Below are 11,562 nucleotides of genomic sequence, written 5' to 3'. Positions count from 1 at the left end.
GGGGGCGGGGGTGGTAATAGACGCCCGGGGCCCCAAGACCCCCCCGGGGGGTGGCAAGCTTTGGGCGGGTTTTCCCTGCACCCACGCGCCCCATATTCATGCCCACGACACCTGGGGGCTCAGGCGTCAGGGAGGCGGCCGCCGAACCAGTCCTCGACGAGCGAGCGCGCGATGGACGCGCGGCCCGGGAGCAGCACGTCTCGCGTGCGGACCGCGGCGGCGAGCTCGGGTCGGGTGAACCACCGCGCGTCGGTGAGCTCGACGCCGTCGACGTGCAGCTCGGTCGTCTGCGCCCGCGCGGCGAACCCGAGCATGAGCGACGCCGGGAAGGGCCACGGCTGGCTCCCGCGGTAGGCGACCTCGCCGACGACGACGCCCGCCTCCTCCGCCACCTCGCGCCGGACCGCGCTCTCGAGGGACTCGCCCGGCTCGACGTACCCCGCGAGCGTCGAGAAGCGCCGCTCGGGCCAGTGCGCGGCGTGGCCGAGCAGCAGCCGCTCGTCGTCCCCCTCGCCGTGCACGACCGTCATGATGACCGCCGGGTCCGTGCGCGGGTACAGCTCCACGCCCTGCGCGACGCAGCGCCGCGTCCACCCACCGTTCTCGACCGTGGTCCGACCGCCGCAGCGCGGGCAGCGGGTGTGGTTCGCGTGCCAGGCCGCGAGCGCGACCGCCTCGGTCGCGAGACCCGCGAGCGGCGCACCGAGCCCGCCGACGAGCTCGCGCAGCCCCGACCACGACCGCTCGCGCGCGAGCACGGCGAAGGGGTCGGAGGCGTCGACGCCCTCGATGTCGACCTCCTCCGCGTCGGCGTCGTCGGGCAGGACGAGCGCCACGTACGCGACACCGTCCCCCTCGCCGAGGAAGAGCCAGCGTGCCTGGTCCTCGTCGGCGGCGGCGCCGACGTCGGCCAGGGCCGCCGGGTCGAGCAGCGCGACGCCGTCCGTCGGGCCCGGCCCGGCGAGCGCGAGGCGGCCGCGGTGGACGAGGACGACACGGGTCGTGGCCTCGCTGCGCAGCGTCCGCACGAGGTCGGGCTCGCCGCGGCGGTGGGCCGCGCGGTCCAGGACCGCCGCGTCGAGCGGCAGCGGAAGGTCGCGGAGGGTGGTCCTGGGGAGCGTGCCCGACGACGGTCGGGGGGCGGGGGTGGTCACCCTCCGACCGTAGGCCACGCGACCGGCGTGGGTGCCCCGGGCGGCGGGCGGGGAGCGACTACCGTGGTCGGGTGCCCCGCTCACCGCTGACCCTCGCCGCGCTCGCGACCGCCGCCGTGCCGGGTCTCGACGCCCGCAGCGCGCTGGCCGTCGAGGACCCGGGCGACTACGACACCGCCGTCGTGACCGACGCCGACGGCGCCCGGTGGACCGTGCGCGCCCCGCGCAGCCTCCAGGCGGGGGCCGCGCTCGAGGCCGAGGCGGAGCTCCTCACCTCGCTCCAGCTCTACGCCGACACCGGCGTGCTGTCCTTCGCGGTGCCCCGCATCAGCGGCACCGCGCTCCTGCCCGAGGGCGGGCGCGCGGTCGTGCACCCCGCGCTCGACGGCACGACGCTCGACGTCGACGTGCTGCGCCCCGGGCCCGGGCTCGCCGCCGACCTCGGCCGGGTGCTCGCGTCGATCCACGAGCTGCCCCGCACGATCGTCGACGACGCCGGGCTGCCCGGGTACGACGTCGAGGAGTACCGCGCCCGGCGGATGGCGGAGCTCGACGAGGCGGCGGCGACCGGGAAGGTCCCGACGGCCCTCCTGCGCCGCTGGGAGACGGCGCTCGAGGACGTCTCGCTGTGGCGGTTCCAGCCGGTCGTCGTGCACGGGGACCTCGGCCCGGAGCAGGTCCTCGTCGCGCGCGGCCGCGTCGTCGCCGTGACGGACTGGGCGAGCGCGCGCGTCGCGGACCCCGCGGACGACCTCGCGTGGCTGCTCGTCTCCGCGCCGCCGGAGGCGATCGACTCGATCATGGAGGCGTACCAGCTGCGCCGCACCGAGCTCACCGACAAGCACCTCGTGGATCGCGCGCTCCTCGTCGGCGAGCTCGCGCTCGCGCGCTGGCTCCTGCACGGCGTGCGGCACGGGCTCGACGACGTCGTCGCCGACGCGCTCGACATGCTGGCCGACCTCCAGGACTCCACGCAGGACGCCGACGACTGACCCGGCTCGGCGTCCCGGCGCGGGCCGCCCACGCCCGCGGGACCCGGTCCGCGGGTCAGCCCGCGAGCAGCGCCTCGATCTCCGCCTCGCCGAGGAGCCGGCGCGGGCGCACGGTCTCGTCGGACGCGACGTAGTAGAACGCGGCGTTCACCTTCTCGAGCGGCAGCCCCGTCCACCGCGACCACGCGAGCCGGTAGACCGCGAGCTGCACCTCGCGCACGCTGCGCGCGGCGGCGTCCGTGGGCGCCCGTCCAGTCTTCCAGTCGACGACCACGACGGCGTCGCGCGCCCCTCCGGCGTGCTCCGGCCGCTCGGGGAACACCGCGTCGATGCGCGAGCGCAGCACCGTGTCACCGACCGGGGTCTCGACGTCGACCTCGACCGCGACCGGGGTCCGGCTCGCCCACTCGGACGCGAGGAACGTCCGCTGCAAGGTCTCGAGGTCCGCGTCCGGGTCGAGGTCGTCGTCGTCCGCGCCGGGGAGGTCCTCGACGTCCAGGAGCGACGACGTCGTGAAGTAGCGCTCGGCCCACAGGTGGAACCGCGTGCCCCGGCGCGCGTGCACGGTGGGCTCGACCGGGACGGGGCGCCGCAGGTGCAGCGCGTACTCGTCGCGGTCGGCCGCGAGCCGCACCAGGCTCGACGCCGACACGTGCGCCGGGAGCTCGACCTCCCGGCCGGAGCGCTCTGCCCGCTCCGCGAGCAGGACCCGCGCGAGCGCGACGAGGTCGCGTCCCTCGGCGTCGACGAGCACGCCCACCGGCGCGGTGAGGCCCGCGGGGCCGCCTCCGCCCCCGCCGGTACGGGCCGCGCGGGCGAGTGCCGCTCGCTCGACCGCAGCGGCGGTGTCGCGCAGGACGGCGCGCGCCGACCCCTCGGGGGCGTCGTCGGACACCGGCCACTCGCCGGTGACCTCGACGTCCTCGAGCGGGTTGGAGTCGTCGGGTCCGGGCGGGGCCGACCAGCCGTCCGCCACCACGACGCCCGACTCGACGAGCTCCAGGAGGAAGGGCGAGAGCACGCGCGGGCGCGAGCCGGTCTGCCACCACGACGCCGTGAGGTACAGCTCGCGGCGCGCCCGGGTGAACGCGACGTAGGCGAGCCGGCGCTCCTCGGCGAGCTGGTGCTCGCCGCTCGCCGCCCGGAACTCGTCGCGCCGAGCCACGAGCTCCTTGGTGTCCGACGCGAGGTCGAAGCGGAACTCCGGCAGGTCGGCGGCGTCGCCGCGCAGCGGGTACGGGAGCTGGCTCACGTCGGTGAGCCACCCGCTGTCCGCGCGCACCCCCGAGGACGACTGCGCCGTCGTCGGGAACACGCCGTCGACGAGCCCGGGGACGACGACGACGTCCCACTCGAGCCCCTTCGCGGCGTGCGCGGTGATGACCTGCACGGCGTCCGGGTCGGGCTCGCGCACCGGCAGGTCCAGCCCGTTCTCGCGCGTCGAGGCGACCCCAAGCCACGCGAGGAACGCACCGAGCGTCACGACGTCCGCCGTCTGCGTGAACGTCGCGGCGACGTCGCGGAAGGCGTCGAGGTGCTCACGCGCCCGGTCGCTCACGGCCTCCGGGTCGACGAGCCGGCGCGACGCGAGCAGCGCGTCGTTCGTCACGGCCTCGACGTCGAGACCGAGCGCGCGCTCCGCCTCGACGACGAGCTCCGGCAGCGACAGGTACGTGAGCCCGCGCAGCGCCCGCAGCGTGCGCGACAGCGCCGCGAGGCGCGCGTGGCCCTGGGCCGTCAGCGCGCGCCCGTCGGCCGCGGCCTCGCCCGGGTCCGGCAGGTCGTCGAGGGCGTCGACGATCGAGCGGTGGTCGGCGACGTCGCCCTCGACGACCACGAGCTCCGCGCCCTCGCCGTCCGCCGCGGCCGCGCGCCGACGGGACCCGAGCGCGCCCTCGTGCCGCGCGAGATCGGCGGCGCGGCTCCCGAGCGCGTGCAGGTCTGCCGACCCGAGGTTGAGCCGGGGACCCGTGAGGAGCCGGACGAGAGCGTCGCCGCGCGACGGGTCGTGCACCGCCTCGAGGAGCGCGACGACGTCGACGACCTCCGGCGTCGTGAGCAGACCGCCGAGGCCGACGACCTCCACGGGCAGACCCCTGCGTCGCAGCGCGACCTCGACCGCCGCGAACTGGCTGCGCTTGCGGCACAGGACCGCCGCGGTGACGCGCCCGCCCGGGGCGCCCGCGGGCCGCCAGCGCGCCGCGACGAGCTCCGCGACGGCAGCGGCCTCCTCCTCCGCGGTCGCCGCCACGTGCGCGGACACCGTTCCGGGCCCGGCCCCCGGGCGCAGCGCGAGCGCCGGGACCTCGACCCGGTCGCCGCCCATCCCCGCGGCCCCCCGCAGCGGGCCCGCGGTGACGTTCGCCGCCGCGAGCACCGCGGCGTCGTTGCGCCAGGACGTCGACAGGAAGCGCACGGCCGACCGGTCGCCCGTCGCCCGGGGGAACCGCTCGGGGAACCGCGCGAGGCCGCCCGCGCTCGCACCGCGCCAGCCGTAGATCGACTGGTGCGGGTCGCCGACGGCGGTCACCGGGTGACCGCCGCCGAACAGGCCCGCGAGGAGCTCGACCTGTGCGTGCGACGTGTCCTGGTACTCGTCGAGCAGGACGACGCGGAACCGCGCCCGCTCCGTCTCCCCCACGACCGGGACCTCGCGCGCGAGACGGGCCGCGAGCGCCACCTGGTCGCCGAAGTCGAGGGAGTCCGTGGCGCGCTTACGCCGCCGGTACTCCGCGACGACGTCGAGCAGCCGGACGCGCTCGGCGACGTCGCCGACCAGCTTCTCGACCTCCTTGGTCCGGGCCTTCTGCCGCGGACCGAGCGGGAGCGCGTCGAGCTGCTCGACGATGCCGGCGAGACGGTCCCGGGCCTCGCCCGGCTCGAGGAGGTGCTCGCCGAGCGCGCCGGACAGGCCGAGCACCGCGGCGACGACGGTGCTCAGCGCACGGTCGGTGCCGAGGTCGTCGTCCCACCCCTCCACGACCTCCGAAGCGAGCTGCCACTGCTGCGCCTCGCCGAGGAGCCGCGCGCCGGGCTCGACGCCGACGCGCAGGCCGTGGTCGCCCACGAGCGAGGCGGCGTACGCGTTGTACGTCGCGACCGTCGGCCGGTCGAGCAGCGAGAGGGCGGACGACGCGCCGCCCCGGGCGCGCGCGAGCTGCGCGAGCCGTACCTGGACGCGCTCGGACAGCTCGCCCGCCGCCTTGCGGGTGAACGTGAGGCCGAGCACCGCGTCCGGAGGCACGAGGTCGTTCGCGATGAGCCAGACGACGCGCGCCGCCATGGTCTCCGTCTTGCCCGAGCCCGCCCCCGCGACGACGAGCGTCGGCTCGAGCGGCGCCTCGATCACCTCGACCTGCTCCGGCGTCGGGCGGGGCCGGCCCAGCAGGTCTGCGATCCGCGTCGCGGACAGCGTCGGGCGCGGCGGCTCGACCGTGCCGGGCGTCGTGGTCTCGGGCGCGACCACGACGCCGTCGGCGGCGACCAGGCGGACCGACGGCGTCGGCTCCGGGAGCTCGAACAGCTCGCTGCTCACGCGACCACCCTCCTGCCCTCGGGCTGCACCGGGCACGCACGACGCACCGGGCACATCTCGCACAGCCCGTTCTGGCGGGCCGTGAACGTCGCCGCCGACATCGTGCCGGCCGCCTCCTCGACGAGGTCGCGCGCCCAGCTCGAGCCGTCGGGTGCCGGGTCGAGCGCGGGCTGCGGGACGACGGCGGGGCCGACGTGCGTGCTGCCCACGTAGACGAGCTGCGCCCCCGCGCTCCGCGTCCCCTCGGGCACGTCGAGCGCGCCCGCCTCGACCGCGAGCTGGTACGCGCCGAGCTGTGGGTGCTCCGCGCCCTCGGCCTTGGTCGCGGTGCGCCGTCCCGTCTTGAGGTCGACGACGCGGACCTTGCCCTCCCCCGCGTCCTCGACCCGGTCGATCGTCCCGCGCAGGCGCGCGCGACCGACGGTCACGTCGAACGTCGGCTCGACGAGGAGCGGCTCGCCCGCCTGCGCCACGTAGGCCGCGAGCTTCTCGATCATGCGCTCCGCACGACGGCGGAGCTGGCGCGTCGGCCAGCCCTCGGGGAGCGCGAGCTCGGCCCAGCGGCGGTCGAGCTCCGCGCGCAGCTCGGCGAGCGAGCCCGACGGGTGGGTCTCCGCGATCGAGTGCACGAGCGTGCCGAGGCTCTGGTGCGTCGCGTCCGGCGCCGTGCCGCCCGCGGCCTCGAGCGACCACCGCAACGGGCAGGTCGAGACGGTCTCGACCTTCGACGGCGACACCGTGACGATCTCCTCCGCGCCGCGCAGAGGCGCGGCGCTCGACACGCCCGCCACGCCGTACCAGGTCTCGGGCCGAGCCTCCGCGACACCGAGCTCGCCCAGGTCGGCCAGGAGCGTGGCCGCGGCGACCGCGCGCGCGTCCAGCGCGCCGCCCTCGGCGAACCCGTCCGCGCGGGCCTCGCGCGCCGCGGCCTCGACGAGCACGCCGCGCGCGGCGGCGACGAGCCCCCGCAGGTCGAGCGGGGCACCGACGCGCACGTGACGGCGCGCGTCCGGGTCCGCGCCGGGTGCCGGAGCGGCGCCCGACCCACCCGTCGCCACCGGCGGCAGGGACCCGTCGTCGGGTCCGTCGGTGCCGTCCGGGCCCTCGTCCGGCCCCTCGGGAGCGGCGGGCGGGACGACGAGGTCGCAGAACACCGACGGCGCCTCCTCCGCGTCCTGGACCGCCGTCACCACGAGCCGCCGGGTCGCGCGCGACGTCGCGACGACGAACGCCCGCAGCTCGTCCGCGAGCACCTGGGCGCGCGCCTGGGACCCGACGCCGTGGGCGTCGTGCGCGCGGCCCGCGAGCAGCTCGACGAGCGCCTGCGACCCGAGCAGCGAGTCGCGCAGGCGCAGGTCCGGCCAGACGCCGTCCTGCACTCCCGCCACCACGACGACGTCCCACTCGCGTCCCGCGGCTCCCGCGGGCGTCAGCGCCGCCACGGCGTCGGCGCCGCTCGCGCTCGCCGCGAGCGAGTCGGCCGGCAGGTCCTGCGACGCGAGGTACTCGACGAACGCCTCGGCCGGCGCACCGGGCATGCGGTCCACGAACGTCTCCGCCGCGCGGAAGAGCGCGAGCACCGCGTCGAGGTCGCGGTCCGCGCGTGCCCCGGCCGGGCCGCCGTCGAGCGCCGCCGACCGCCACCGCTCCGCCAGACCGGTCGCCGCCCACACCGCCCACAGCACGGTCTGCGCCGTCGCGCCGGGCTCGGCCGCCGCCGCCCGGCCCGCCGCGAGCGCCCGCGCGACGGCGGCTGGACCGCGCCGCACGGTCGGCGGCAGCGTCGCCGCGCGTGCCGGGTCCAGCAGCAGCTCGACGAGCAGCGCGTCCGACGAGCGCCCGCCCCCGCCCTCGAGCTCCTCCGCGCGCAGCGCGCGCCGCAGCCGGCGGAGCGCGACGACGTCCAGAGCACCGACCGGCGACGTGAGCAGGGCCGCGGCGGTGAACGGGTCCAGGGCCTCGACGTCGTCCGCGTCCGCGACGCACACGCGGACCGCCGCGAGCAGCGGCGCGACGGCCGGCTCGTCGCGCAGCGGGACGTCGGAGCCGAGCAGCGTGACCGGCACCGAGGCGGCGACGAGCTCGCGGCGCAGCGCCGCGAGGCGGGTCCCGGTGCGCGCGACGACCGCCATCCGGTGCCACGGGGTGCCGTGCAGCAGGTGCTCGGCCCGCAGCTCGCGCGCCACGAACGCGGCCTCCTGCGCCACGGCGGAGAGCACGACGACCTGCACGGGCGGGGCACCGGCGCCGACCCCGCCTCCCGAGCCTGCTCCCTCCGGCGCGTCGTCCGAGCGAGAGGCGCCGCCCCCACCCGCCGCGTCGCCCGCCCCTGCCTCGGCGGTCGGCGCGTGCCGGGGCGCGGCACCACGGTGCACGGCGCCGGCCACGGTACCCACCTGCGCGGCGACCCGCCGCGTGACCTCGCGCAGGGGGCCGGGCTGCCGCCACGCCGTGCCGAGCACGGCCACCCGCGCGCCGAGCTCACCGCGCCGCGCCCCGTCGCGGCGGACCGGCGCCGACGCGCGGCCCACGAGGCCGGGGCTCGCCCCGCGGAACGTCTGGACGGCGGCGTCCGGGTCGCCGAGCAGCACGAGCCGTGCGCCGTCGTCGTGCAGCACGTGCAGGAGGCGTGCCGTCGCGACCGTGGCCTCCTGGTAGTCGTCGACGACGACGAGGTCCCAGCGCGGCCGGGCGGCGTCGGGCACCTCGTCATCCCAGGCGAGGAGGGCCTCGGCCGCCTCGTCGACCACGATCGCCGGGTCGAACCGGGCACCCGCGTCCGGGGTCCCCGAGCGCAACGCGGTCACGTCGAGGTACTCCGCGAAGAGCTGGGCGCCCAGCGACCACTCGGGCCGCTCGTAGCGGTCTCCGAGCGCGGCGAGGTCCGCGGGCGTCAGGCCGCGCTCCGCCGCGCGCATGAGGAGGTCGCGGAGCTCCTGGCGCAGGCCCCGGAGCCCGAGCGCCTCCTCGGGCAGGCCGGGCGGCAGGACCAGGGGCGAGCCCAGGTGCGCGAGGTCGCCCTCCAGGTGGCCCTCCAGCAGCTCGGAGAGCACGAGGTCCTGCTCCGGTCCGGAGATGAGCGTCGGGACGGGCTCCCCCAGCGCGGCCGCACGCTCGCGCAGCACGGCGAAGGCCGCCGAGGCCGCGGTGCGCACCATCGGCGCCCCGACGGTGCGGCGGGCGCGGGCCGACAGGCGGTCGCGGAGCGACGCGGCAGCACGCCGGGACGAGGCGAGGAGCAGGACGCGCTCCGGGGCGAGGCCGTCGGCGAGCGCCGCGAGCACGACCTCCTGCGCCACGAGCGTCTTCCCGGTGCCGGGCGCCCCGACGACGAGCGTCGTGCCCGGCCCGGCCGCCGCGGCGAGCGCCGCGCGCTGGGAGTCGTCGAGCGTGACGTCGGCCTCGTGGTCGCGAGGCCGCGCGACGAGGCGAGGGGCGGTCGTCCGGGGCACGGACCCGATCCCATCACGTGCCACCCACACCGTGGGCATCGCCGACGGCGCGGCGAGCGTGCCGCTACGGCACGGGCCACCCGTTGGTCAGGCACCCCTGGGCCGAGATCGACTGCTGCACCATCACCGGCGCGACGGCCCCCGGGGCCGGGCAGTCCTCGTGGCCGTGCCCGAGCACGTGACCCACCTCGTGGTTCACCAGGTACTGGCGGTACGTCGCGAGGTCGTCACCGAAGTCGGGGGCGCCGAGCACCCAGCGCTCGAAGTTGAGCACCGCGACGCCGGACACGGAGTTGCCGCACGAGTACTTCCCCTCGGTCGCGAGCGGGGCGCACATCCGGTCGGTCGTCGCGGGGCTCGCGAGCACGACGCGGATCGACGCGTCGTCGGCCGCCGTCCGGGAGAACGTCACGCCGTCGGGGCCGGACCACCCGCGCGGGTCGTTGAGCGTGGCGAGCACCGCCGTCGCGAGGACCTCGCCGTCCACGGGCAGTCCCTGCTCGACCTCGACCCGCACGGACCGCACGGTCCCCGTCCCGGGGGCCGGGGCCTCGCCCGGGACGACGTCGAGCGCGCCCCCGAGGTCGGGCGCGACGACGACCTCGCCCAGGAGCCCGGAGCCCGGCTCCGCGACCGGCGCCGCGGGCGTCGTCGGCGTGGGTTCGGGCTCCGGCTCCGGCTCCGGCTCGGCCGCCGGCGGGGGGTCCGCAGGAGCGAGCGGCACGACCACGTCCGGGCGCGGTGCGACGCGCGCGGGGAGCTCCGGCCCCTGCACGACGTCGCCCGCGCGCTCCGCGCCGGACCGGCTCGCCGCGTCGGCCTCGTCGCGCACCGGAGCGGGCGGGTCCTCGCGATCCGCCGAGACGGGCGCTGTCATGCTCGGGACGTCCCACACCTCCGCCGTCGCCGCGCCGGCGCCGAACCCGACCACGAGGCAGGCGGCGACCGCCGCGCCGTGCCGCACGCCCCGCGAGGAGCGCGTCACGCGAGCTGTCGAGGGCCGGTTCGGGGGGGTATGTCTGTCGGGCACCCGCTCATCGTCCCACTCCTCGCGACGCTCGGTCGACACGAGGCGCCGTTTCCGTATCCTCCCCCCATGACGGGAGCCAGCGGGGGACGCGGGCGCGGCACGGCCGGGCCGCCCGTCGCTGCGCGCACCCGGATGCCCCGGGACGAGCGGCGGACGCAGCTCCTGACGATCGCCGAGGAGCTCTTCGCCTCGCACGGCTACCACCACATCTCGATGGACGACATCGCGGACCGCGCCGGGGTCGGCAAGCCCGTGCTCTACCGGCACTTCCCCTCGAAGCTCGACCTCTACCTCGCGCTCATCGACGACCAGGGCGACCGCCTCGTCCGCGCCGTCCACGTCACGCTCGACCCGTTCCGCGAGCCGGCCCCCGGGATCTCCGCGAGCGACCTCGACGCCCTCGCGGTCGACGGTCTCGCCGTGATCGAGGGCATCGTCCGGGCGTACGTCGCCTACGCGCGCACGGCCGGCAGGTCCGCGGCGCTGCTCTTCGAGTCCGACGTCATGCGCGACCCGGTGGTGCGGGCGCGCGTGCTCGCCCCCGACGCCCGCATCGCAGGGGCGTTCGCCGACGTGCTCGTCCGGATCACCGACCTCGATGCCGACGAGGCGCTCGTCGTCTCGCGGACGTGCACGGCCGTGGGTCGGGCGGCGGCGACCGAGGCCGTCCGTCCGGACGGGACCGCGTCGGCCGACGACGTCACCCGGCTCGTCCCGCGCCTCGTCTGGCGCGGCGTGCACGGGATGCTGCGCAATCCGCGGGCCGGAGCCCCGGACGCCGCGGGCGCACCGTCCGCCGACGTCGCCCCCGGACCGGACGCCGCGCTCGACGGCTCGGCCGCGGGAATCTGACTACTATCGAACGCGTTGTCGCCGGTGGGACGCCCACGGGCGGACCGAGGCCCGTCGTCGCTGCGCCTGGCGCAGCCGCTGTGAGGAGATCTGAGTGGAAGTCACGATCGGTGTGCAGAACCTGGCCCGCGAGCTCGTCATCGACACGGACCTGTCCGCCGAGGCCGTGGCGACGGCCGTCGCCGACGCGCTCGGCGGTGCCCCCGCCCTCGAGCTCACCGACTCGCGCGGTCGCCGCGTGATCATCCCGACGGCGTCGCTCGGCTACGTCGAGATCGGCACCGAGGAGCAGCGCAAGGTCGGTTTCGGCTCTCTCTGACCGCCACGACCTGACCGTCACGAAGCCGCCGTCGCGCCCCCGGGCGCGGCGGGGGGGTGGGGCCCGGGGGTGGTTTAGGGAGGGCGCCCCGCGGGGGGCGCGGGGCGCGGGGGGGGGGCTCGCCGCGGTGGGGGCCGGCGAGCCGCCCCGACGCCTCCGCGGCCACCGCGAGGTACTCGCGCTGGACCTCCAGCGCGGTCAGCTCGCGCCCGTCGGCGAGGGTGAGCC

The 11,562-nt window shown here is 77.6% G+C and carries 7 protein-coding genes; 3 read left to right on the top strand and 4 right to left on the bottom strand.

The features are described from left to right. Nucleotides 1-119 precede the first annotated feature (119 nt). Nucleotides 120-1,154: an NAD(+) diphosphatase gene (gene nudC, locus ACFWH7_RS14810; RefSeq protein ID WP_378217293.1), complete on the bottom strand. Its 1,035-nt coding sequence runs from the start codon at nucleotides 1,152-1,154 to the stop codon at nucleotides 120-122. A 71-nt stretch (nucleotides 1,155-1,225) separates the two neighbouring features. On the opposite strand from nudC, the gene ACFWH7_RS14805 reads away from it, so the two are divergent. Beyond that, a complete protein-coding gene (locus tag ACFWH7_RS14805; protein WP_378217291.1) occupies nucleotides 1,226-2,146 on the top strand; it encodes a phosphotransferase in 921 nt (306 codons plus the stop codon). Nucleotides 2,147-2,201: 55 nt separating this feature from the next. Here ACFWH7_RS14805 and ACFWH7_RS14800 read toward each other — a convergent pair whose 3' ends face one another. The 3 genes from ACFWH7_RS14800 to ACFWH7_RS14790 all read right to left on the bottom strand — a co-directional run bounded on the left by ACFWH7_RS14800 (nucleotide 2,202) and on the right by ACFWH7_RS14790 (nucleotide 10,118). Then, complete coding sequence (locus ACFWH7_RS14800) at nucleotides 2,202-5,612, bottom strand: UvrD-helicase domain-containing protein (RefSeq protein WP_378217320.1); 3,411 nt, start codon at nucleotides 5,610-5,612, stop codon at nucleotides 2,202-2,204. Between the two features lie 65 nt (nucleotides 5,613-5,677). Further along, nucleotides 5,678-9,172, bottom strand: coding sequence for an ATP-dependent helicase (locus ACFWH7_RS14795; protein ID WP_463054460.1), 3,495 nt, complete (start codon nucleotides 9,170-9,172; stop codon nucleotides 5,678-5,680). A gap of 25 nt (nucleotides 9,173-9,197) precedes the next feature. Beyond that, nucleotides 9,198-10,118, bottom strand: coding sequence for a DUF3152 domain-containing protein (locus tag ACFWH7_RS14790; protein ID WP_378217287.1), 921 nt, complete (start codon nucleotides 10,116-10,118; stop codon nucleotides 9,198-9,200). Nucleotides 10,119-10,229: 111 nt separating this feature from the next. Between ACFWH7_RS14790 and ACFWH7_RS14785 the strand changes: the two genes are divergently transcribed. Both ACFWH7_RS14785 and ACFWH7_RS14780 read left to right on the top strand, forming a co-directional pair. Then, nucleotides 10,230-11,015 carry a TetR/AcrR family transcriptional regulator gene (locus ACFWH7_RS14785; RefSeq protein ID WP_378217285.1) on the top strand — a complete coding sequence of 262 codons (786 nt, stop codon included), beginning with the start codon at nucleotides 10,230-10,232 and terminating at the stop codon, nucleotides 11,013-11,015. A 94-nt stretch (nucleotides 11,016-11,109) separates the two neighbouring features. Further along, complete coding sequence (locus ACFWH7_RS14780) at nucleotides 11,110-11,334, top strand: DUF3107 domain-containing protein (RefSeq protein WP_378217283.1); 225 nt, start codon at nucleotides 11,110-11,112, stop codon at nucleotides 11,332-11,334. The last annotated feature ends 228 nt before the right edge of the window (nucleotides 11,335-11,562 follow it).

Source organism: Cellulosimicrobium cellulans (assembly GCF_042723955.1).
Classification (GTDB): Bacteria; Actinomycetota; Actinomycetes; order Actinomycetales; family Cellulomonadaceae; genus Cellulosimicrobium; species Cellulosimicrobium cellulans_H.
This window is presented reverse-complemented; position numbering and strand designations above follow the sequence as displayed.

Coding starts and splice junctions, on each gene's coding strand:
- ACFWH7_RS14795 (WP_463054460.1), bottom strand. CDS start 9,172: ATGCCCACGGTGTGGGTGGCACGTGATGGGATCGGGTCCGTGCCCCGG.
- ACFWH7_RS14785 (WP_378217285.1), top strand. CDS start 10,230: ATGACGGGAGCCAGCGGGGGACGCGGGCGCGGCACGGCCGGGCCGCCC.